Below are 22,021 nucleotides of genomic sequence, written 5' to 3'. Positions count from 1 at the left end.
CAGGGAGCCCGAATCGTGCCCGTTTTCAGCCCGCCTCGTCGGTCCTGCCCGGTCGCACGACGACCGGAACTCCCTCATAGGGCGCGAGGGAGATCGGGAAGCTGTGGAGTTCGTCGACGGTGCCGATCTGTTCGTCGGTGAACAGGTTGACGGCGGGCGATCCGGCCGGCAGGAACTGGGACTGCACGGTCGCGGCGATCTCCTCGGACGTGAAGTTGAGAACGGTGACTTCGAGACTCGAGTCCGCCAGTTCGTGGACCATGACGAGCAGCCCCTTGTGCGACACGGTGGGCACGTCGAGCTGGACCGCGGTGGCGATGCCGAACCGGTTTCGGATGTCGATGATGCGGGCGAGACCGCGAGCGAAGGACGCCGGATCCTGCAGTTGCACCGGCAGACTTCCGTACAGGCTGGTGCCCCGGGGAATGCCCGACTCCGACCGGGCGGCTTCGGGATTGACCCCCATCAGGTCGTGCGCACCGCGGTTGATCCACCGGGTGTCGCCTTCGGCGAGAAGGTCGGCGACGTCCTCGGACGGCACGGGCAGCAGCCCGCACAGATCCCAGCCCGACAGGGCGAAGACGCCGGGCTGGAGCGCGTTGAACATCGCCAGGAGCAGATGCGCCTGCTTGACGGTGTCGATGTCCGCGGCATCCATCCTGTCGAGGTCACGGATGCCGAGCGCCGCGGTGATGACGCTGGCGGTCGTGCAGGCGATCCCATTGGTCGTGAACGTGCGGTTGTACGGGGCCCAGCGTCCGGTGAGCCGCTCGCACAAGTCCTTACGGATACGGTCACCGAGATCCGACCCCGTGATCGACTCGCCGCCGTACGCGAACTCGTCGTCCTTGTGCAGCGTCGCGAAGTGGACCAGTTCGAACGTCAACTCGTCGTGGTTCTGCAGGGCATGGACGAGCGACGCGGCGTCGACACCATGATCGCGGGCGAGGTTCATGGTGAGCCGGAGAAATTCGGTGTTCCCCATGACGAGGGCGTGATGGTAAGCGGGGCGATTGATGAAGTCGTAGGACAGGTCGGCTCCGGTCGTGCCCATCGCCTTGATGTCGTCGATGGTGAGGTTCAGTTCCTGGAACGTGAATCCCCCCATCTTCCGAACGATGCTGGCGATCAGGTGATTCGCCGCCTCCGACAGTGGATGCCCCTCCGACCAGCCGGGCAGTCCCTCGGTCCGGCGTTCGACCCCGAGGAATCCGTTGGCATCCAGTCGAAGTGCACCCGCACCGAGGTCCGCGATGGAGTGGCAGGCATCCCCGATGACGAGGCGCATGCCCGCGAACGACGGATCCAGCCAGTTGATGGAGGGCTGCCCGGCCTTGAAATAGTGCAGGTACACCCACCTCCGCTCGATGCCGTCCACCCCCTTCACCACGGGGGTGACACTCCAGTTGGTTTCCTTGACACCGAGTTCGTAGAAGATGACGCGCTGGAGTTGACCGATGATGTACCCGGCCCGGGCGAGTTGCGCCTCGGTGTCGGCGTCGATGTTGACCGAGTCCCGGCCTTCCGGCACGCGGGGAAGCAAGTGCCAATCCTGTTGTTCGATCTCCACCATGTGATAGATGCCGGGGTAGTCGGCGTACGCCATCTCGGCGAGCCGGAAGTCGGCACCCTTGCCGGTGTGACCGGGGACGATGTCGTCGATGACGATGCCGTCGTACGCGGCGGCGACGACGCAGAGCTTGCGGAACTCCTCCTCGGTCCCGAAGGCCGAGTCGATCTGCATGCTGATGCGATCGAAATGGCCGTCCACCGACGGCGTGGCCCGCCACCCGTTGATCCCGCCCGCCTGCTTCACCGGCCCGGTGTGAACGGCCGTCACCCCGATCTCGGAGAACGCCTGCCACAGGGACTCGTCGCCGAGCGAACTCAGGAAACTCGCGCCCGGAGCCGTGATGATCGAAATCGGGTACGCCGTGAACCACACCGATCCGCGTTCCACCGCTGCGCGCGGATTCGGATCGGCATACGGGTTCTGCCACATGCTGCCCTTGCCGGACAACTGCTCCGCGATCAACTTCGCATCGTGCAGGATCGACTGATTGATCAGCCACTCCACATAGTTCGGGTTGTCCGGCACGGGCTCACCCGACTGCGCATCGACCCTGGTCGCACGGCGGACCGACGGTTTCAACGGCCGAGGGCGCGCCGGGTAGAACTGCTCGTCGTAGCTGATCTCGCTGGGCTCGTGATGGATCTCGGGGTTCATGGTCCTCCGTCGTCATCTCGTCTGCTCCGCCGCACGGTCGGCTACCCGTCCACCGTCCCACGGAAACGACCGCCCGGCATGGGGAGTTGGACGACTGTCAGCGGACCGCGGAACTTTCGGGTGCGACGAACTCGGCGGAGGCCTCGGACCACAGGCTCACCCGCCTGTCCCGGCTCTCGAAGAACTCGACCTCGCGTCTGATGCCGGAACTCTGATCCCATCCGGGGAGGTCGAGGATGATCAATTCCTCCATCGCGTCCATGAACACCCGGTCGACGGGTCCCCACATCCTGCCGATCGCCGTGTTGTCCTTTCCGGTGAAGGTCAGGTTGACGGGATGAGACATCGACACCTGACTGAACACCGCATGGCCGGATTCGACGATGTATCCCGCTACCTCGTTGCTGGCGAGAAACCGCTCGTGCGTCACCGCCGGATCGGCATGGCTGTAGGGGCAGGCCAGAAAGATCTTTCTCATGGTTTCCTCGTGATTCGTGGGGCGCAGGCCGCGGTACAGGGCCCGCTCATCGAGACCCCGCCGGGAGTGGATGCACGGTCCGGCACCATCGCGAGATCGCCTCGATCATCAGCGACGCGACCTCCCGGTGGGCGACGTCGTTCGGAATGTCGTGGTAGCCGCCCGGGATGACGACGCTCTGTCCGTGCTGCAGTTCTCGCGCGAATTCGGCAGCGCGATCGGGTGTCGCGAAGGCGTCGAATTCGCCGTTGACCAACAGGATCGGCATCGTCATCGCGGGCAGACACGCCCGCACTTTTCCTCCGGCCACGGTGAGCGCCTGCCAGAGGTTCGGTTCGGCGGGAGCCGTGTCGAAGCCGAGCGGATCGTTCTCGAGCGCATCGAGGTACGACCGGTCCTTCGCCATGACGAGGTCCGTCCGGCCCTCCGCCTCACGCGGCAGTCCCCAGAGGGGCGCTCCCGTCATGATCAGTCCGGTGCGCAGGGACGGTGTGCGAACCGAGAGGAGGGCCCCGGTCAGTGCGCCGAGCGAGTGGCCCAGGACGACCACCGGCACGCCGGGCCCGTCGCCGGCCATGATGTCGACCAGAACTCCTGCATTGGAAGCGAGTTCGTCCACCGAGGGGAAGAGCCCTGCCGGTCCGCCGGTGTGACCGTGGCCGAGGTGATCGGGCGCCCACACGTCCAGACCGGCCGAGTTCAGCTGCCCCGCGAGCCGGTGATAGTGACCGGAGTGCTCACCGAATCCGTGCAGGAGCAGGATCCGCGCCCAGGGCTGCGAGGCTTCCCACTGCCGGTAGTAGACCTTGTTCCTGACACCGTCGAAGTAGGGCATGTCAGGCCTCCGGACTTCCCGGATCGGTCGACGGCGGTGCGGTCGGCAAGTCCTCGAACCAGGTCGGGGACGTGAGCCAGTTCAGCGGAATCGGCGGGCTCGGGTAGCCCGCGACGAGAACGACGTTGCCGTGCACCGAGTAGTCGCCGGTCTGGACGAAGACCTTCACCCGGTCGCGGAGGTTGTAGAACTCGGGGAGGTACCGCAGCTCGTGGACGTTCTCCTCCCCCACCAGTGCTGAGACGAACTTCCGGGCTTCGGGGTTGGCGGTCACCATGTCCTCGGTGACGATGGCTGCTTCGAAATCCCCCACCTCGCACAGCACCGACAGCAGATCCCCGACCGACGGCAATCCCGGTGCGATGCCGAGATCGATGGTCTCGACCTGCGGCGACAGTGGAACGAGGCTCGCGGAAGACGTGCCGCTTCCCGCGTCCGCGACGTAGATCATCTCGCCGTGCCGGAGCTGGCTCACGACGGCGGCCAGGCGTTCGTGCAGCAATCGGGTTTTTGGTGCCATGGGATTCGTCCTTCGATCGAGGGCGTGAGGTGTGCGGCGCAGCGCGCCGGGCACAGAATGTGCTCTAGTCGACAATCGACTAGAAATCTAAGACGTTCCCGCCCGGAGGTCAAGCACTGAGCGGATCCGGATCCAACGCTTGACCGATCGTCCGGCGAGGGCGCACACTTTCCTGGTCGATTGTCGACAAGGAGTCAATCGCTTAAGCGTCTTCGCGCTTCCACATCCACATGACCCTCGAGGGAGAACACCATGGGCCAGCTGCTGCAGGGTAAGACAGTCATCGTTACGGGTGCAGGCGGAGGAATCGGCCTCGCCACGGCGTTGCATCTCCACGACGAGGGGGCACAGGTGGTCGCCACCGTGCACTCCGAGTCCAGCCTTCCCCAGCTGAAGGTCGACGACGATCGCCTGATCGGCCGCGTCGTCGATGTCACCGAAGAAGAGCAGGTCAAGAACCTCGTCGACTTCACGGTGGCGACGTTCGGCAAGCTCGACGGCATCGTCAACAACGCCGGCATCCTGAAGCCCGGCACCATTCTGGACGCGTCGGTCGAGGACTACCAGAAGACGTTCGACGTCAACGTGAAGGGCGTGTTCCTGGGGTCGAAGTACGCGATTCCCGAGATGCTGAAGGTGGGCGGCGGGTCGATCGTCAACTTCGGTTCCATCAACTCGATCGGCGCCGAGAAACTGCTGACGACATACACGGCAAGCAAGGGCGCCGTGCTCACGCTGACCAAGGCCATCGCCCTGGACTTCGGCGCGCAGGGCATCCGCGCCAACACCCTCTGCCCGGGCTTCGTCGACACCCCGCTGAACGTGCCGCACTACACGGCACTCGGCGGCCGCGAGGAACTCGAGGCCGGGCTCCCCGACTTCCAGCCGATCGGACGCGCCATCCTCCCCATCGAGATCGCGCACTCCGTCGCCTTCCTGCTGTCGGACCACTCCACCGCCATCACCGGGACGGCGTTCGTCGTCGACGGCGGCGTTCTCGCCGGGGCCTGACACCCAGTCTTGCGGTGGGAGCCCTGCCGCCTCGGGCTCCCACCGCAATCCCATTTGACAGCCGACGTGACTCCCATCACCATTGACGTAATGTCGACAATTAGACGAAATGAGGTCGACCCCGATGACTTCCACTGACTCCGATGTCACCCAGCACGAGATTGTCGACGTGTTGGTGATCGGCGCGGGTCCGTCCGGCGCGGTGGTCACGCACACTGCCGCCACGGCGGGACTGAGCACCCTCTGCCTCGAGCAGGGCGACTGGGTCAACCCCAGCGACTTCCCCGCCAACCACCCCGAGTGGGAACTGCTCATCCAGCACGACTGGGCGCACGATCCGAATGTCCGTGCCCTGCCGTCCGACTACCCGGTCGACGTGACGGAATCCGACATGTGGCCCGTGATGTTCAACGCCGTCGGGGGAAGTTCCATCTTCTACGGCGCGGAGTGGCCGCGGCTGCTGCCCTCGGACTTCCGGGTCAAGACGCTCGACGGTGTCGCGGACGACTGGCCGATCAGCTACGACGACCTCAAGCCGTACCACGACGAGGTCGACGAATTCATCGGCGTCTCCGGAGTCGACGGCGACACCGCCTACCCCGAGGGTCTCGAATACCCGCTGCCGCCCCACCCGTTGGGCAAGCCCGGCATGAAAGCGGCCGAAGCCGCGAACAAGCTCGGCTGGCACTGGTGGCCGGGCACCAACGCGATTCCCAGCCAGAAGAACAAGACACTCGAGCAGTGCGGTCGCTGGGGCGTCTGCGAATGGGGTTGTCCGCAGGGCGCGAAGGCCTCGTTCGACTTGATCTACATGCCGCAGGCGCAACAGGCCGGCGCCCGCGTGGAGACCGGTGCGCGTGTCCGCCGGATCGTCACCGGCGACGACGGACGCGCGGCAGGCGCCGAATGGGTGGACCGCACCGGCGCCGTCCATTTCCAACCGGCCCGGGCAGTGATCGTCTGCGCGAACGGCATCGGAACACCGCGACTCCTGCTGCTGTCGGCCGACGAGAAGCATCCGGACGGCCTGGCGAATTCCTCGGGCCAGGTCGGCCGGAACCTCATGCTGCACCCCAACTGCACCGCCATCGGGTACTACGAGGACAACCTGGAGAGCTGGCGTGGGCCTGCCGGGCAGCTCATTCACTCGATGCAGTTCTACGACACGGACACCTCCCGCGGATTCGTCCGGGGAGCCAAGCTGCATGCCCTCCCGACGCCGGGACCGCTGAACACGATCGAGACCCACCGGCAACTCGATTTCGACGACCTGTGGGGACCGGCCATTCACGATGTCGCGCGCGCGGCGTCCAACGGCATTCTCTGGGCGGCCAACGTGGAGGATCTGCCCGAGGAACACAACCGGGTCACCCTCTCCGCCGAGGAGTTCGATGCCGACGGCCTGCCTGCGCCGAAGGTCGAGTACCGCGTCAGCGAGAACACCCGCAAGATCCTGAAGTACACCGTCGAGCGCATGGTCGAACTCCACGAGGCGGCGGGCGCGAAGCAGATCTTCACGCAGGAATTATGGGTCGACCAGCCGGGGCACCTCCTCGGGACGGCCCGGATGGGCGACGACCCGGCGACGTCCGTTGTCGATTCGCACGGCCGGGCCCACGATGTCGAGAACCTCTACATCGCGGACGGCAGCATCTTCGTCACGTCCGGCTCCGCCAACCCGACCTGCACGATCAGCGCGCTCGCCCTGCGGGTGGGCAAGAAGGTCGTCGAAGACGTCAACGCACGGAAGGCATCGGCATGAGCACCACATCCCTCGACCTGCAGTCGGCACCGAAACGGCGACTGTCGGTACCGGGCAGGCACACGGCACCGCCGCGGCCGCTCACGGACTCCGAACTGACGACGCTCCTGCGGATCGCGGACTGCCTGATCCCCGCGTCCGGTGAGAATCCCGCCGCCAGCGACGCCGACGAGTACCTCCGCTACCTGAATCTGGCGCTCGCCGCCCGGGCCGACGTCTTCGACGCGGTCCTCTCCGCGGTCGACAAGACGGCCGGTCTGCACGGCGACGGCCTGCGCGCCGAGATCAAGCGGATGTGGGCCGAAGACAAGTTCACGTTCGATCCGCTGTCGTCGATCCTCGCCGGCGCCTACTTCATGACTCCCCAGGTCAAGGCGTTGATCGGGTACCCCGGGCAGCACCGCGACGCCGCCGGATTCGAGGATGCCGCCAACGAACTGGACACCGGGATACTCGATCCGGTGCTCGAACGCGGACACTTCTACGTGTCCGCGAACGGCGAATAGCCTGCTCGGACGCTCCCCCGTCCCGCACTGTTGATCTATTGTCGACAAGAGGCTCCCGGCGTGGTCAACGTCGAAACAACCACCATCAGAAAGGACAACCCGATGACTCTGTCACCGAATCGTCCACCGGGATCGACTGTGGGTCGACGCGAGGACGGCGACATCTCCCTCGGGCGGATCCATCAGCGCACCACTCCGGGCACGGTCGCGGGCGTCCTGCGCACGGCGATCCTCGACGGCACCCTGGCCCCCGGCAGTCAGCTCCGCGAGGCACACATCGCCGCCGACCTGGGTGTGAGCCGGGCGCCGCTGCGAGAGGCGCTGAGCATCCTCGCCGACGAAGGCCTCGTGGTGAAGATCGCGTACAAGGGTGCGTTCGTCGCCGAGGTCAGCGCGAAGGGGATGGCCGAGATCGCCAGCCTGCGCAAACGGCTCGAGCCCTACGCGATCGAGTTGGCGCTGCCACGCCTGTCGGGCGCAGGCCGGACCAAGATCGTGCGGACCCTCCAGGACATGGCCCGGGGCGCGGACGACGGCGACCTGACCCGGACCATCGACGCGCACATGAGCTTCCACCGGGTGATCTACGAACTGTCCGAGCACGGCCTCCTGCTGGACCTGTGGCGCAGCTGGGAATCCCAGCTCCAGTTGTTCCTCTCGGCGGATCATCAGTCGTTCCCCGATCTCCACGACGTCGTCGCCGAACACGAGCGCCTGCTCACCATCATCGATACCGGCGACCTCGAGGCGATCACCCGCGAGATCGACCGGCACGTCCACGGTTCGACCGACGCTGCCCCGGCCGCAACCACTCCAGCCGACGGTTCTCAACCGTCGAATGCGTGAGTACGTCGACTTCCTCGGCAGTCAGCCGCCCTACGACGCGCTGGACTCCGCCGACCTCGATGCCCTGGCTCGGACGGTGGAGGTCGAGTACTTCACCGCCGGCGCCCGGATCGTCGAGGCAGGCGAGGCCCCACTCGATCACTTCTTCGTAGTCCGCACCGGAGAGGTCGAGGTGATCGACCGCGGCCGGGTCGTCGACCTGCTCGGCCCCGGCGAAACGTTCGGGCAGATCTCGGTGCTGTCCGGTTTGCCTCCGCCTCTCGCGATCCGCGCCTCGGAAGACACACTCTGCTACCGCTTCCCCGACCCGCGGCCGGTGCTGCGGCACCCGCAGCGACTCCAGTTCGGGCATTACGGCACCCTCGTCACGCGGGAACGGTTGGCCCGCTCCGGTTTGGTCGATCAGGCATTGCGCGCGGCCCGGCATCAGATGCGACCCGTCGTCTGGTGCCCCGCCGACGCGACCGTGAGCGAGGCGGCGTCCGTGATCACCGAGGCCGGCCAGTCGTACGCGTTGATGGACCGGGGCGGCGCGATCGGCATCGTCACGGACAACGACTTCCGGCGGGCGTTCGCCGACGGGCACGTCGACGCGCACAGCCCGGCATCAGTCATCGCCTCGTTCCCCGCCCGGTCCGTTCCCGCCGAGACTCTCGTGGGCGATGCGTTCCTGACGATGGTCGAGTCGGGGGTACACCACCTGGTCGTGACCGGCACCGGTGAAAGACCGGTGGGGATTCTCCGCGTCGTCGACCTCGCGTCGGCCGAAGTGCGCAATCCCCTCGTCGTCCGCCGTGCCATCGACGACGCGACCACGGTGGAGGACCTGGCGTCCGCGGCGGCCCTGCTCCCCGGAACCTGGGTCGAGTTGTACGACACCGGCGCGTCCGTCATGCACGTCGCGGGACTGATGTCCGCGGTGATCGACGCGATCATCAGGCGGCTCGTCGAGCTGACCGACGTCGGCGCCGACCACGTTCCCCACCGGACGTCCTGGCTGCTTCTCGGATCGGTGGCCCGCCGCGAACCGCTGCCCAAGTCGGACGTCGACACCGGCCTGGTCTGGGAAGACCTGCCCGGCACCGACTCGCCCGCCCGGAAGTTGCAGAACTGGGCCGGGCGCGTCCTGGACAACATGGAACGCTGCGGCCTGCCCCGCTGCGCCGACGGCGCCAACGCGACCAACCCGCTGTTCGCGCGTTCGCGCACCGACGCCGTCGCCGCCGCGACGTCGTGGATCACGAATCCCACCCAGAAGAACGCTCTGCTGCTGTCGTCGATGATCGCCGACAGCAGACCCGTCAGCGGGATGTCGCTCGGACGTTCGGTGTCCGACGCCATGCTCGCGACCACCCGCAGTCGCGAGTATCTGTCGGCCCTCCTGCACTTCACCACCTCCCGGCGACCTCCGGTCGGGTTCGTGCGCAACTTCGTCGTCGAACACTCCGGCGCCAACCGCGGCCACCTCGACCTCAAGGCGGGTGGACTCGTGCCGATCGCCTCCCTCGGACGGTGGATCGCGGTGGTCACCGGCGACGATCGCGGCTCCACCCTCACCCGGTTGCGGCGCGGCGAGGCCGCCGGTCTGCTCACCGCGGACGAAACCGAGACGCTCGTGCGCGCGTTCGAGTACGTGTACGGATTGGTCCTGGGCCGCGAGATCGAGGCCATCAAAGGCAGCACAGTCGCGACGACGTGGGTCGCGCCCAACCAACTGGACACGCTCACCCGCCGGTATCTGCGTGAATCGTTCCGGGCGGTGGCCGAGGTCCAGAACCGGCTGGAAAGTGAATGGGTGGCGCGCCTTCCATGAGGGCACACCGGAGGTTCCGCCGCGCCGACGCTCTGGTGCGCCCGTGGCGCGACGCCGAGTTCGCGGTCGTCGATCTGGAGACGACCGGACTGGACCTCGCGCGGGACACCATCGTGTCCTACGGGGCGGTCGTGGTCCGGCACGGTCGCATCGTCGTGTCGGAGAGCGTCTACGGACTGGTCCACCCCGAGTGCGACATCCGGCCGGAGGCCGTTGCCGTTCACACACTCCGGGAGGCGGACGTCGCCGATGCCCCACCGTCGACCGAGGCCGTCGGGGTCCTGCAGCGCCTCCTCACCGACCGTGTCCTCGTCGCCCACGCGGCCTGGGTCGAGACGGCCTTCCTCTCTCGCGCCTTCCGCGACAGCGGGCTGAAGTTCCGGCCGACGGTCGTCGACACCGCGGCCCTCGCCCGTGCGGTCGGCGTGGCGCCACGGCAGCACCGGTGCGAGCCGAACCTGGAATGGCTGGCCGACACGCTCGGCCTGCCCGTCGTCGATCCCCACCACGCGCTGGGTGACGCCGTCACCACGGCACAGGTGTTCCTCGCACTGGCGTCCCGGCTCGAGCGCCTCGGTTACGACACCGCGCGCTCACTGGTGGATCTGAGTGCCGGCGACCGTCGCCTCGGGCGCGGTTGACGCAGACGTAATCCAGCCGAAACAACTGGTGATTGAGGTCACACCGATTTGTGGTAGATTGTCGACAGTAGAACAAGCGCGGCGCATCCAGTCGCCTTCTTCCACGACAACCGAACCTCGTCTCGGCACATCCCCCGCCGAGATACCCGCGACAGAGACCAGCGAGGTCACGATGGCCATAACCCCGGAAGAGCCCCCGGTGTCCATTCAACCGCCCACCGAGCCCGAGCGTCCGCTCCTCGACTCCGGAGCGGACACCGATTCCGCCTATCTGGAGAAGCTCGGCTACAAGCAGGAACTGAACCGAACGCTGGGACTGTTCTCCGCCTTCGGAGTCCAGTTCACCTCGATCGCGATCGCCTCCGGAATCTTCACGACCCTGATCGTCGGCTTCGGATTCTTCGGGCCCGCGTCGTTCTGGTCGTTCCTCGTCGGCGGCGGCCTGCAGGTATTCACGGTCGGACTCGCGGTCGCGCAGCTCGTCTCCGCCTACCCACTGGCCGGCGGCGTGTACCAGATCACCGGGCGGATCACCGGGAAGCCGTGGCTGGCCTGGCAAACCGGATGGTGGCTGCTGATCGCGCACACCGTCGCGGTCACCACCGTCGCCGTGAGCATCGCCCCCTTCGTCGCCGGCTGGTTCGGCGTCACGTTCGAGGACAACACGGACGCACTCCCGTGGGCGCTCGGCCTGATCGTGCTCGGCACCGTCATCAATATCGCCGGAGTCAAGGTCGCCGCCGTGCTCAACAACATCGGCGTGGTGGCGGAAGTGCTCTGCGTCGTCGCGCTGGTAGCCGTGCTGCTGATCGTGAAGCACCCGACCCAGCCGCTGTCGTTCCTGAGCGAGTCCGGCGGAACGACCACCGGCGGCAACTGGTTCGTCCCCTTCCTTCTCGCGATGATCCTTCCCGCATATGCGATCTCGTCGTTCGACGCGACCGGAAACGCCTCCGAGGAGACCAAGGACGCCGCCCGCAAGGCGCCGATGGCATCGGTCATGGCCAACGTCTCCTCCTACGTCGTCGGCATCTTCATGGTCGCGCTGATCATGCTCGCCATCCAGGACCTCCCGGCGGTCATGGAGAGCACCACCCCGGTCAAGCTGATCCTCGACACCGCGGTCGGTGCCGCGTTCGCGAACATCTTCGAAGCCGTCGCGATCGTCGCCCTGTTCGCCGCCCTGGTCATGCTGCAGCTCACCGGCATTCGCGTCCTGTGGTCACAGGCGCGCGACGGCCAGATCCCCGCGGCCTCCTGGCTGCGCAAGGTCAGTGCCCAGCGGATCCCGATCAACGCGACCCTCACGATCTTCGCGATCTCCGTGGTGTTCGCGCTGTGGTCCTCGCTGCTGTCCGTACTCGCAGCGATGACGGCACTCGCCTGGGGAATGGCCTACGGTGTCGTGGTCGTCGTCGGCTTCTACGGACTGGTCAAGCGCAAGCTGCCGTCCCACCCGTGGCACTACGGCATCGTCAGCCCGGTCATCTTCGTTCTGGCGATCGCCTGGTCGGTCGTGCTGTGCGCGCTCCTGATCTACTCCGACCCCACCCATGTCGGCCTCGGCATGCTGCTGGTCATCGCGTCGGGCGCCGTCATCTACATGCTGATCCCCAAGAGCAGGCGCGGGAAGTCCATCGACACCCAGGCCGGACACCTCTGACAACCCACTTTCCCGATCACCGACCCACATTCGAAAGGACTTTCATGTCTTCCACGCTTCGTTCCGTCACCAACGTCATCGACGGCAAGGCCGTGGCAGGATCCTCCGAGCAGGTGCGACAGGTCCGCAACCCGTCCACCGGCGAGGTTGTCGCCGAACTCCAGGAATCGACCGTCGAGGACGGCTACCGCGCCGTCGACGCGGCCCGCGCCGCGTTCCCCGCCTGGGCCGCGAAGACGCCCGGCGAGCGCTCGCAGATTCTGCACGACCTCGCCAACCTCCTCGAGGCGAACCTGGACGAACTCGCCGACCTCGAGACGCTCGATGCCGGCAAGCCGACGACAGCGGCGAAGGGTGACGAGCTTCCCGGGATCGTCGCGGCGTTCCGGCACTTCGCCGGAGCGGGCCGGGCATTGTCCGCGCAGGCCGCCGGGGAATTCACCGCCGGCAACACCAGCTTCGTCCGGCGAGAACCCCTGGGCGTCGTCCTCGGCATCACACCGTGGAATTTCCCTCTCTGGCAGGCAGTCTGGAAACTGGCCCCCGCACTGGTCGCCGGCAACACCGTGGTCGTCAAGCCGGCCGAGCTGACCCCGCTGGCCACCACCCGGTTCGCGGAGCTCGCGCAGCAGCTGCTGCCCGCGGGTGTCCTCAATGTCGTGCACGGCAAGGGCAGTGTGGTCGGGGACGCTCTCGTTCGTCACCCCGACGTCAACCTCGTCTCCTTCACCGGCTCGACGTCCGCCGGACAGCGGATCGCCGAGGCTGCGGGTGCCACACCCAAACGGCTGGTGCTCGAGCTGGGCGGGAACGCTCCCGTCGTCGTCTACGACGACGTCGACCTCGAGGCCGCACTCCCGATCCTCACCAACGGCATCCTGTTCAACGCCGGCCAGGAGTGCATGTCGGCAACCCGGCTGCTGGTGAGCGAGACCATCCACGACACGTTCGTCGCGGCGCTGGCCGACAGCCTGCGGGCGGCCCGGATCGGCGACGCCGCCGACACGTCGACGGTTCTCGGACCTCTCATCTCGGAGGGCCAGCGCGCCCGCGTCGCCGAGCTCGTCGACGGCAGGCCGGACCACGCGCGGGTCGTGACCGGCGGCAGGATCGTCGACGGTCCCGGCTACTTCTACGAGGCCACCCTCATCGACGGTCTGCAACAGGACGATCGGCTGGTGCAGGAAGAGATCTTCGGCCCGGTGGCGACGGTCCAGACGTTCACGGACGAGGCGGACGCCCTGGAGAAGGCCAATGCGGTCGAGCAGGGACTCGCCGCGTCGGTCTGGACCCGCGACATCGGCCGAGCACTGCGGAACGTCAACGCGATCGAGTCCGGGGTCGTGTGGGTGAACAACCACATGGCGGTTGGCCCGGAAGGACCACTCGGCGGTTTCAAGGGCTCGGGCTACGGCAAAGAGGGCGGCGCGGCCGGTCTCGAGGAATTCACCCGGGTCAAGCACGTCATCGTGAGCCTGTCGTGACGGCGCCGAGCCGCCACGGCACCGCGTGGGGCACGTGGGTGCCGGCAGAGCCGGAAGACGCGGTCGGACGGGCGATCCGGCGGATCGACCTGCGCAGTGGAACGGCATCGCCCTGGGCGCACGCCACCATGGTCGTGCCATCACGAGGGCGCACGTGCTGGTTGGTGACGCTGTGGGACGGCAACGTCGACGTGTGGCGGGTCGACGACACGACCGCGAGATACGAGTTCGATTTTCGCACTCGGACCGACTAGACCATCTCCACCCCTCCGACCCGAAAGGAATAGCGCGTGACAGTCCTTGCCATCGACCAGGGCACGTCCGGCACGAAGGCTGTCGTCGTCTCCGAGGACGGCGACGTCCTCGCGATCGCCGAAACACCGGTCCGTCCGGCATATCTCTCCGCAGGCGGCGTGGAGCAGGACCCGATGGAACTGCTGGGTTCGGTCCTCGAGGCGGGACGGAGCGCGATCGCGAAAGCGGGTGTGCACGTCTCCGCCGTGTCCCTCGCCAACCAGGGCGAGACCGTCCTGGTGTGGGACCCGGACACCGGCCGACCCCTCAGTCAGGCCGTGGTGTGGCAGGACCGCCGGTCGGACCAGCTGTGCCGCACCAAGTCCGAGTCCAAGGCATGGGTCGAACAGCGGACGGGCCTCGTGCTCGATCCCTATTTCTCGGCGCCGAAGATGCAGTGGCTGCGGCAGAACGCCACCACGGCGGGGGTGGTCACCACGACGGACACCTGGATCGTGCACTACCTGACCGGGGAGTTCGTCACCGATTCCGCCACCGCCAGCCGTTCGCTGCTCACCGACCTCGACACGGTCGCGTGGGATCCGCAGCTTCTCGAGTTGTTCGAACTCTCCGCCGAGCGGATGCCTGCCATCGTCGCCAACGACGTCGTCGTGGGGACCACGGATGTCTTCGGATCCGACGCTGCCGTCGGCGGTCTCGTCGTCGATCAGCAGGCGGCCCTGCTGGCGGAGCGGTGCTTCGACGCGGGCACCGCCAAGTGCACGTTCGGCACCGGGGCGTTCCTGCTGGCCAACACCGGCACGCTCCCGGTCCGCTCGGCCGCCGGGTTGGCGTCCTGCGTCGCGTGGAATGTGCGCGGGAAGACGTCGTACTGCGTCGACGGCCAGGCCTACACCGCCGCCTCCGCCATCCGGTGGATCCAGGACCTCGGCTTGATCGAGTCGGCGCGCGACCTCGACAGTGTGGCCGCACACGATTCCGGTGGAACGTATTTCGTGCCCGCACTGGCCGGCCTCGCCGCACCGTGGTGGCGGCCGGACGCGACGGCATCGTTCTCCGGGATGACGTTGTCCACCGATCGGTCCCAGTTGGTGGCCGCCGTCCTCGAGGGGCTGGCGGCGCAGACGGCAGAGCTGGTGTCTGCCGTCGAAGGTGACCTGGGCGCTCCCCTCACCCGGCTGCGAGTGGACGGCGGGCTCACTCGGTCCCGCCGCCTCATGCAGGCCACGGCCGATCTGACCCAGATCCCCCTCGACGTCTATCCGTCGTCCCACGCCACCGCTCTCGGTGCGGCGGCCTGCGCCAGATTGTCACTGAACCCCGACCTGTCCCTGGAGGACGCGGTAGCCGACTGGGAACCGGCGACCACCTACGAGCCGCGGTGGTCGGTCGACCGCGCGGCAGAATTCCGACACCACTGGCGGGCGGCCGCACGAGCGGCGCTGCCACAGGAGAAAAGCGATGACTGACACCCCTCCGCCCCCCGATTACGATTTCGTCGTGCTCGGTGCGGGCATCGTCGGCTCGGCGATCGCGCGGGAGCTGGCCGGATATCACCACAGCGTGGCACTCGTCGAGGCGCGGGACGACGTGGGCGACGGGACGAGCAAGGCGAACACGGCGATCCTGCACACCGGATTCGACGCGAAGCCGGGCACACTCGAATCCCGCATGGTGAGCCGCGGTTACACGCTGCTCTCCGAATACGCCCAGCAGACCGGGATTCCCGTCGAACGCTCGGGCGCCATCCTCGTCGCGTGGAACGACGAGGAACTGGCCGCACTGCCAGGCCTGCGCGACAAGGCCGCCGACAACGGCTACCCCCACTGCGACATCATCGACGCCGACGAGATCTACCGGCTCGTGCCCGCGCTCGGTGACGGCGCGCTCGGCGGACTCACCGTCCCCGACGAGTCGATCATCTGCACCTGGACCACCAACCTCGCACTGGCGACGGATGCCGTCGCCCGCGGAGTGACGCTGCGGACGCGGACCCGCGCCGAATCGGTGACCACCCTGGCCGAGCGGACGATCCTGCACACGTCGAGCGGCGACATCGGCGCGCGGTGGGTGATCAATGCCGCCGGGCTGGGAGCCGACTACATCGACAGGGAATTCGGCTACGACCGATTCCACGTCACCCCGCGGCGCGGCGAACTGCTCGTCTACGACAAGCTCGCACGACCGCTGATCGACAAGATCGTGCTCCCCGTCCCGACGTCCCGCGGCAAGGGTGTTCTGGTCAGCCCGACGATCTACGGCAACGTGATGCTCGGGCCCACCGCGGAAGACCTCACCGACCGTTCCGCGACGGCGACGTCGGAAGCCGGCTTCGAGTTCCTGCTGGACAAGGGCGCCAAGCTGATGCCGCGCCTGCTCGAGGAGGAGGTCACCGCCACGTACGCCGGACTCCGTGCCGCCACCGACCACGGCGACTACCTCGTCGAGGTCGACCACGATCGGCGTTACGTCCTGGTCGGTGGAATCCGCTCGACCGGGCTGACGTCCGGAATGGCGGTGGCCGAGCACGTCGGCGAACTGCTCACCATGGCAGGCGTTCTCGACAGCGCACGCACCGAATTGCCGCCGCCGCCCCGGATGCCGAACATCGGCGAGGCATTCACTCGCCCGTATCAGGATGCCGAACTCATCGCTCGTGACAGTGAATACGGCAGGGTGGTCTGCTTCTGCGAGCGCGTCACGGCGGGTGAGATCCGCGACGCGTACCAGTCGCTGATCCCCCCGGCCGGACTCGAAGGGCTCCGTCGCCGCACCCGGGCGATGAACGGCCGGTGCCAGGGCTTCTTCTGCGGCGCCGAGGTCGGTTCGCTCGTCGCTGCACACCGATGCGCCGCCGGTTCGCCCGAGGCGGCCGAGACCAGGAAGGAAGCCGTCCGATGAGCGCTCCCGACACCTCACGCACCGTGATCACCGCCGAGGTCGCCATCGTCGGCGCAGGTCCCGCCGGGTTGGCTGCGGCCACACAGCTCGGAAAGGTCCACGGGCGCAAGGCTCTCGTCCTGGACCGTGAAAGCCGTGCGGGTGGGATCCCGCGCCATTGCGATCACCCCGGCTACGGCATCCGAGACCTGCACACGTTCATCGGCGGCCCGGCCTACGCCGAACGCCTGGTGCGGGAGGCGAAGTCCGCGGGCGCCGACATCATGCCGAACGCGATGGTGACGGCGGTGCATCCGGACGGCGCGCTCGACATCACCTCACCCGCGGGTCTTCTCCGCATCGAGTCCAGGGCACTCGTCCTGGCCACCGGTGCCCGCGAGCGTGCCCGCCCGGCCCGCATGATTCCCGGCGACAGACCGTCCGGGGTCTACACCACCGGACAGCTGCAGAACATCGTGCACCTGCATCACGGACGGGTCGGAACGCGCGCGGTGGTCGTCGGCGGCGAACTGGTGAGCTGGTCCGCGGTCATGACGCTGAAGCACGCCGGGTGCAGGACCGTGCTCATGACGACGCAGTACCCGTCGCCGGAGTCCTACGCCGCCTTCACCATTCCCGGTAAGGCGTTGTTCCGGTTCCCGATCGCCACCCGCACCCGCGTCGTGCGGATCATCGGTCACGGGAACCTGGAGGCGGTCGAGATAGAGAATCTCGACACCGGCGCACGCGAGATCGTCGAGTGCGACACGGTCGTCTTCACCGGCGACTGGATCCCGGACCACGAACTCGCGCGCACGGCGGGTATCGCCATCGACCCCGGAACGAAGGGACCGCTGGTCGACACCGCTCTGCGGACCAGCCGGCCGGGTGTCTTCGCCGCGGGTAACGTCCTGCACCCGGTCGACACCGCCGACATCGCAGCCCTCGACGGCACGTTCGTCGCAGACCGGGTGGCCGCGTTCCTCGACGCCGGCGAAGCGATCGATCCAGGTGCGACCGCGGTACGCATCCTCGCGGCCCCGCCGTTCCGCTGGGTTTCCCCTGGACTGCTCCGGGCAGGCGACCCCGCCCCACCACGCCGGCGCCTGCTGCTGTGGACCGATCAGCTGGTCCGGTTCCCGAAGGTGACTGTCTCGCAGCGGGGTCGCGTCGTCGCGACCACGCTGCTGCCGTGGGCCGCGTCACCGGGGCGGGTCTTCCGCGTGCCGTGGTCGATCATGGATGCCGTCGACCCGGCACTGGGGCCTGTGACCGTCGGTCTGGCCAACGCACCTCGTCGGGGAACCACGCCCAATGCGGTCGGGGAATTCATTCCGACCCGCTGCAGCTGAGCACACCCCGCCACCCATCTTCGTTCAGCACCATCTCGCACACAGATTGTCGACAATAAACCTCGATCGATCGGAAGACTCATGACGGAAGTACAGGGCGGTTTGCACGGCCCCGAGATGCGGCGGGCCATCACGGCCGCCGCGATCGGAAACTTCATCACCTGGTTCGACTTCGCCGCATACGGATTCCTCGCCGTTCTACTCGGCAGGATCTTCTTCCCCTCCGAAAATCCGGCGACGAGCCTGCTGGCAACGTTCGCCGCGTTCGGAGTCGCGTTCCTGATGAATCCGATCGGCGGCTTCGTCTTCGGACGGCTCGGAGACAAGGTCGGCCGCAAGAAGATCCTTGCGACAGTGATCATTCTGATGTCGCTGTCGACGTTCGCGGTCGGCCTGCTGCCGGGATACGCCACCATCGGCCTCGCGGCCCCGGCACTGCTGGTGACACTGCGGATCATTCAGGGTTTCGCCGCCGGCGGTGAACCCGGCGGTGCGGCGACGTTCCTCGTCGAGTCCGCAAAACGTGGCAGGCGGGCGCGCACCGTCAGCTTCTGGCACTGCTCGAGTTATCTCGCCAACGCGGCGGCCTCGGTTCTCATCCTCGGCCTCAACGCCGCACTGAGCGAAACGGCGATGTTCGAATGGGGCTGGCGGATCCCCTTCCTCATCGCGGGACCGCTCGGGCTGGTCGGTCTCTACATTCGTCTGAAGCTCAGCGACACTGCGGAATTCGAACGACTCCAGTCGTCGGGAGAAGTCAGCGAGTCTCCGGTCAAGGATGCCCTCGCGACCAGTCGCCGGCAGATCGTGCAGGTGGTCGGGTGTATTGCGCTGCAGGCCGCGGCCTTCTACTTCATCTTCGTCTACATGGAGACGTATCTACAGTCGGAAGTGGGATTCTCATTCGGTCTGGCCTCCGCGTCGACGGTCACCTGCCTGTGCTCGGCGGCCGTCGCCATCTTCGTGTTCGCCCGCTTCTCCGACCGCTACGGCCGCAAACCGGTGATCATCCTCGGTGCCGTCTCGAGCACGCTGATCGTCTATCCCGCGTTCATGGTGTTCGCGACGGGGAATGTCCCCGCAATCGTCGTTGCGCACGCCGCGATGGGGATCTGCCTCGCCATGTTCATGTCCGCGTCGGGCGCAGCGATGGTGGAGATCTTCCCGAGTCGTGTTCGGTACGCAGGATTCTCGATCGGATTCAACATTTCGGTGGCAGTCTTCGGCGGCACCGCGCCGTATGTGGCGACGTATCTGATCGCGGCAACCGGCAGTCCGTTGGCGCCCTCGGTCATTCTGATCGTGACGGGCGTGATGGCCATTGTGGCGGCGGCAACGCTGCACGAAACCGCGGGCCGGAAAGTCGATGCGCGGGCGGAGGCGGAGCCCCTCCGCCGCGATCCCATCACCGTCGGCGAATAGCAGCCGAAGAACCCCGGCCGATCCCTTGACACCACCGAGGATCGACCTTAGATTTGACATCGTTCTCTTGTCGACAATCGCCAATTTAACAATTGTCGAAGGCCAGAGCGAGTTCCCGGAAGTTCACCAGTCGAGGACCCCACAACGGGCATCGACCACCACCACCGAACAAGGACACGACATGACCAAGAAGCTGGGTGGCATCCTCGCCGCCGTCTCCACTCCCTTCGCCCAGGACGGCTCCGTCGACGAAGGCGCACTGCGCAACCACGTCGACTTCCTGATCGAGAACGGACTGCACGGCCTGGTCCCCGGCGGCAGCACCGGAGAGTTCGCAGCACTCACGCTCGACGAGCGCAAGCTCGTCAACACGGTCGTCATCGACCAGGCCGCCGGTCGCGTGCCCGTCGCACCCCAGACCGGCTCCACCCGCACCGCGGAGGCCATCGAACTGTCCCGGCACGCAGCCGACGCAGGCGCCGACGCCGTCCTGCTGGTGCAGCCCTTCTACGAGGCCCCCACCCGCCACGAGGTCATCGAGTACTTCGCCACCGTCGGCGAAGCGGCGAACATCCCGGTGATCGCGTACAACCTGCCGGGTGTCACGGGAATGAATCTGGATCGCCCGTTCTACCGTGAACTGCTGGAACGCACGGACGCCGTCCGGTACATCAAGGACACGTCCGGGTCGATCGAGCAGGCCTTCGACCTCATCTTCAACCTCGGCGACGCCATCGACACCTTCGTCGGCTGGGACACGATCGTGCTGCCCGCCTTCTCCGCCGGTGCCGCCGGTTCCATCTGGGGTGCGCCCAACTTCGCCCCCAAGGAGTGCGTCGCGATCTACGAACTCGCCAAGGCCGGCAAGTACACCGAGGCCCTCGAAATCTTCAAGCGGCTGTGGAACGTCCTGGACTTCCTCGGCAAGGAAGGCTATGCCGTGGCCACCAAGGCCGCCGCTCAGGCCGTCGGCGTGGACCTCGGAGTGCCCCGCGCACCGTACGGTGAACTGCCCGCGGACAAGAAGGAAGAGCTCACCAAGCTCATCGCCGAGACCGGCCTCACCTACGCCCGCTAGTCACCACCAAGAAGACCGCGCGCGTTCATCACGGAGTGACCCTTCCCCGACACGTGCGCAGAGGCCGGCAGCAATCACCCCCGCTGCCGGCCTCGCCTCTCGCCCGCAGGCGCAGAGAAGTTCAGCCCTGGCAGGGTGGAACCAGGCCACCGCAACGCAGACGAACACACGGAGGAAGATCGTGCGCTGGAGTCGAGTAGTCAACGTAGTGAAGTGTCACGTCGGGGGCGAAATCAACAACGTCGTCACCGGCGGAATCGGCGACGTCCCCGGCGCCACGGTCTTCGACAAGATGAAGCACTTCCGCGAGCATCGCGACGACCTCCGTCAGCTTCTGCTCCACGAGCCGCGGGGCTCGGTGACCCAGTGCGTCAACTTCGTCGTCCCGGCGACCGACCCCGAGGCCCAGATGGGTTACGTCATCGCCGAGTCCACGGAGTACCCGGCCATGTCGGGCAGCAACACCATGTGCGTCGCCACCGCATTGCTCGAAACCGGCATGATTCCCATGGTCGAACCGGTCACCGACATCATGCTGGAAGCACCCGCGGGGCTCATCCGCATTCGCTGCACCTGCGAGAACGGCAAGGTGACGAGCGTCGAGTTCGAGAACCAGCCCGCGTTCGCCTACGAGATCGGGGTGCCGCTCGAACTCGACGGCTACGGCACATTGACCGTCGACGTGGCGTGGGGTGGCATGGCCTACGTGCTCGCCGACGCCGACCAGCTCGGATTGAAGTTGCAACCCGACGAGGCCCGCGAAATCTGCGACCTCGGACAGAAGCTCAAGACCGCCGCCGTCGAACAGATCCCCGCGGTGCACCCGACCAATCCCGAGTTCGCGGGAATCACCCAGACCGAGTTCGTCGGCCCCCTCTCACGCACCGACGGGGTGCTGACCGCCCGGAATGCCGTGGTGGTCTCCCCCGGCCGACTCGACCGCTCGCCCTGCGGCACCGGCACGTCCGCTCGACTGGCGGTGCTGAAGGCGAAGGGCCTCATCGAGGTCGGGGAGAAGTTCGTCCACGAATCGGTGATCGGCAGTCGCTTCGAGAGCCGGATCGACAGACTGACGAAGGTCGGAACGTACGACGCCGTGGTCCCCCGCGTCAGCGGCCAGGCGTACATCACCGAACTCAGCCAGGTCGGGCTTGACCCCGCCGACCCGTTCCCGACCGGCTATACCCTGTCTGACACCTGGCCGACCAGCCACTGACCCGCACGTGAGTGGGAAAGTGTGCTCGGGCA

The 22,021-nt window shown here is 67.0% G+C and carries 19 protein-coding genes; 15 read left to right on the top strand and 4 right to left on the bottom strand.

Annotation, left to right across the window (positions count from 1 at the left end):
- Positions 1-25: 25 nt before the first annotated feature.
- From treS to QM693_RS17060, 4 genes are all read right to left on the bottom strand, one after another.
- The gene (gene treS, locus QM693_RS17075) at positions 26-2,227 is read right to left on the bottom strand and encodes a maltose alpha-D-glucosyltransferase (protein ID WP_283352928.1); all 2,202 of its coding nucleotides are present in this window, start codon (positions 2,225-2,227) and stop codon (positions 26-28) included.
- Between the two features lie 97 nt (positions 2,228-2,324).
- Positions 2,325-2,705 (bottom strand): DUF1937 family protein, encoded by a 381-nt coding sequence (locus tag QM693_RS17070; RefSeq protein WP_283352927.1) that lies wholly within the window; start codon positions 2,703-2,705, stop codon positions 2,325-2,327.
- 46 nt (positions 2,706-2,751) lie between these two features.
- The gene (locus QM693_RS17065) at positions 2,752-3,540 is read right to left on the bottom strand and encodes an alpha/beta fold hydrolase (protein WP_283334864.1); all 789 of its coding nucleotides are present in this window, start codon (positions 3,538-3,540) and stop codon (positions 2,752-2,754) included.
- A gap of 1 nt (position 3,541) precedes the next feature.
- Positions 3,542-4,060 carry an RbsD/FucU domain-containing protein gene (locus QM693_RS17060; RefSeq protein WP_164059353.1) on the bottom strand — a complete coding sequence of 173 codons (519 nt, stop codon included), beginning with the start codon at positions 4,058-4,060 and terminating at the stop codon, positions 3,542-3,544.
- Positions 4,061-4,312: 252 nt separating this feature from the next.
- Here QM693_RS17060 and QM693_RS17055 point away from each other — a divergent pair, with 252 nt between their 5' ends.
- From QM693_RS17055 to QM693_RS16985, 15 genes are all read left to right on the top strand, one after another.
- Positions 4,313-5,071: an SDR family NAD(P)-dependent oxidoreductase gene (locus QM693_RS17055; protein ID WP_280778986.1), complete on the top strand. Its 759-nt coding sequence runs from the start codon at positions 4,313-4,315 to the stop codon at positions 5,069-5,071.
- 124 nt (positions 5,072-5,195) lie between these two features.
- Positions 5,196-6,833, top strand: a complete 1,638-nt coding sequence (locus QM693_RS17050) for a GMC family oxidoreductase (RefSeq protein ID WP_283352926.1) — start codon at positions 5,196-5,198, stop codon at positions 6,831-6,833.
- Positions 6,830-7,339, top strand: coding sequence for a hypothetical protein (locus QM693_RS17045; protein ID WP_283352925.1), 510 nt, complete (start codon positions 6,830-6,832; stop codon positions 7,337-7,339). The genes QM693_RS17050 and QM693_RS17045 overlap by 4 nt, the downstream gene beginning before the upstream one ends.
- A gap of 60 nt (positions 7,340-7,399) precedes the next feature.
- Complete coding sequence (locus QM693_RS17040) at positions 7,400-8,185, top strand: GntR family transcriptional regulator (RefSeq protein ID WP_280778990.1); 786 nt, start codon at positions 7,400-7,402, stop codon at positions 8,183-8,185.
- Positions 8,178-9,998 (top strand): putative nucleotidyltransferase substrate binding domain-containing protein, encoded by a 1,821-nt coding sequence (locus QM693_RS17035; RefSeq protein ID WP_283352924.1) that lies wholly within the window; start codon positions 8,178-8,180, stop codon positions 9,996-9,998. The genes QM693_RS17040 and QM693_RS17035 overlap by 8 nt, the downstream gene beginning before the upstream one ends.
- Entirely contained in the window at positions 9,995-10,639 is a 645-nt protein-coding gene (locus QM693_RS17030; RefSeq protein WP_283352923.1) for a 3'-5' exonuclease, read from the top strand. The genes QM693_RS17035 and QM693_RS17030 overlap by 4 nt, the downstream gene beginning before the upstream one ends.
- 199 nt (positions 10,640-10,838) lie before the next feature.
- Entirely contained in the window at positions 10,839-12,302 is a 1,464-nt protein-coding gene (locus QM693_RS17025) for an APC family permease (protein ID WP_283352922.1), read from the top strand.
- 44 nt (positions 12,303-12,346) lie between these two features.
- Positions 12,347-13,786 carry an aldehyde dehydrogenase family protein gene (locus tag QM693_RS17020; RefSeq protein ID WP_283352921.1) on the top strand — a complete coding sequence of 480 codons (1,440 nt, stop codon included), beginning with the start codon at positions 12,347-12,349 and terminating at the stop codon, positions 13,784-13,786.
- Positions 13,783-14,040, top strand: a complete 258-nt coding sequence (locus tag QM693_RS17015) for a hypothetical protein (protein ID WP_283352920.1) — start codon at positions 13,783-13,785, stop codon at positions 14,038-14,040. The genes QM693_RS17020 and QM693_RS17015 overlap by 4 nt, the downstream gene beginning before the upstream one ends.
- Positions 14,041-14,076: 36 nt before the next feature.
- Positions 14,077-15,510, top strand: a complete 1,434-nt coding sequence (locus QM693_RS17010) for an FGGY family carbohydrate kinase (RefSeq protein WP_283352919.1) — start codon at positions 14,077-14,079, stop codon at positions 15,508-15,510.
- On the top strand, positions 15,503-16,942 hold the full coding sequence (locus tag QM693_RS17005; protein WP_283352918.1) for an NAD(P)/FAD-dependent oxidoreductase: 1,440 nt from the start codon (positions 15,503-15,505) through the stop codon (positions 16,940-16,942). Before QM693_RS17010 ends, QM693_RS17005 begins: the two co-directional genes overlap by 8 nt.
- Positions 16,939-18,273, top strand: a complete 1,335-nt coding sequence (locus QM693_RS17000) for an NAD(P)/FAD-dependent oxidoreductase (RefSeq protein ID WP_283352917.1) — start codon at positions 16,939-16,941, stop codon at positions 18,271-18,273. Before QM693_RS17005 ends, QM693_RS17000 begins: the two co-directional genes overlap by 4 nt.
- Before the next feature lie 81 nt (positions 18,274-18,354).
- Positions 18,355-19,695: an MFS transporter gene (locus tag QM693_RS16995; RefSeq protein WP_280779002.1), complete on the top strand. Its 1,341-nt coding sequence runs from the start codon at positions 18,355-18,357 to the stop codon at positions 19,693-19,695.
- Between the two features lie 181 nt (positions 19,696-19,876).
- Positions 19,877-20,773: a dihydrodipicolinate synthase family protein gene (locus tag QM693_RS16990; protein ID WP_043780845.1), complete on the top strand. Its 897-nt coding sequence runs from the start codon at positions 19,877-19,879 to the stop codon at positions 20,771-20,773.
- Between the two features lie 181 nt (positions 20,774-20,954).
- Positions 20,955-21,989, top strand: coding sequence for a proline racemase family protein (locus QM693_RS16985; protein ID WP_283352916.1), 1,035 nt, complete (start codon positions 20,955-20,957; stop codon positions 21,987-21,989).
- The last annotated feature ends 32 nt before the right edge of the window (positions 21,990-22,021 follow it).

Source organism: Rhodococcus sp. IEGM 1305 (assembly GCF_030058635.1).
Classification (GTDB): domain Bacteria; phylum Actinomycetota; class Actinomycetes; order Mycobacteriales; family Mycobacteriaceae; genus Rhodococcus_F; species Rhodococcus_F opacus_D.
This window is presented reverse-complemented; position numbering and strand designations above follow the sequence as displayed.

Excerpts from the sequence above, each read along its gene's own strand:
- QM693_RS17050 (WP_283352926.1), top strand. The coding sequence starts at position 5,196 with ATGACTTCCACTGACTCCGATGTCACCCAGCACGAGATTGTCGACGTG.
- QM693_RS17070 (WP_283352927.1), bottom strand. The coding sequence starts at position 2,705 with ATGAGAAAGATCTTTCTGGCCTGCCCCTACAGCCATGCCGATCCGGCG.
- treS (WP_283352928.1), bottom strand. The coding sequence starts at position 2,227 with ATGAACCCCGAGATCCATCACGAGCCCAGCGAGATCAGCTACGACGAG.
- QM693_RS17045 (WP_283352925.1), top strand. The coding sequence starts at position 6,830 with ATGAGCACCACATCCCTCGACCTGCAGTCGGCACCGAAACGGCGACTG.
- QM693_RS16995 (WP_280779002.1), top strand. The coding sequence starts at position 18,355 with ATGACGGAAGTACAGGGCGGTTTGCACGGCCCCGAGATGCGGCGGGCC.
- QM693_RS17060 (WP_164059353.1), bottom strand. The coding sequence starts at position 4,060 with ATGGCACCAAAAACCCGATTGCTGCACGAACGCCTGGCCGCCGTCGTG.
- QM693_RS16990 (WP_043780845.1), top strand. The coding sequence starts at position 19,877 with ATGACCAAGAAGCTGGGTGGCATCCTCGCCGCCGTCTCCACTCCCTTC.
- QM693_RS17065 (WP_283334864.1), bottom strand. The coding sequence starts at position 3,540 with ATGCCCTACTTCGACGGTGTCAGGAACAAGGTCTACTACCGGCAGTGG.
- QM693_RS17030 (WP_283352923.1), top strand. The coding sequence starts at position 9,995 with ATGAGGGCACACCGGAGGTTCCGCCGCGCCGACGCTCTGGTGCGCCCG.
- QM693_RS17035 (WP_283352924.1), top strand. The coding sequence starts at position 8,178 with ATGCGTGAGTACGTCGACTTCCTCGGCAGTCAGCCGCCCTACGACGCG.
- QM693_RS17020 (WP_283352921.1), top strand. The coding sequence starts at position 12,347 with ATGTCTTCCACGCTTCGTTCCGTCACCAACGTCATCGACGGCAAGGCC.
- QM693_RS17000 (WP_283352917.1), top strand. The coding sequence starts at position 16,939 with ATGAGCGCTCCCGACACCTCACGCACCGTGATCACCGCCGAGGTCGCC.
- QM693_RS17005 (WP_283352918.1), top strand. The coding sequence starts at position 15,503 with ATGACTGACACCCCTCCGCCCCCCGATTACGATTTCGTCGTGCTCGGT.
- QM693_RS17055 (WP_280778986.1), top strand. The coding sequence starts at position 4,313 with ATGGGCCAGCTGCTGCAGGGTAAGACAGTCATCGTTACGGGTGCAGGC.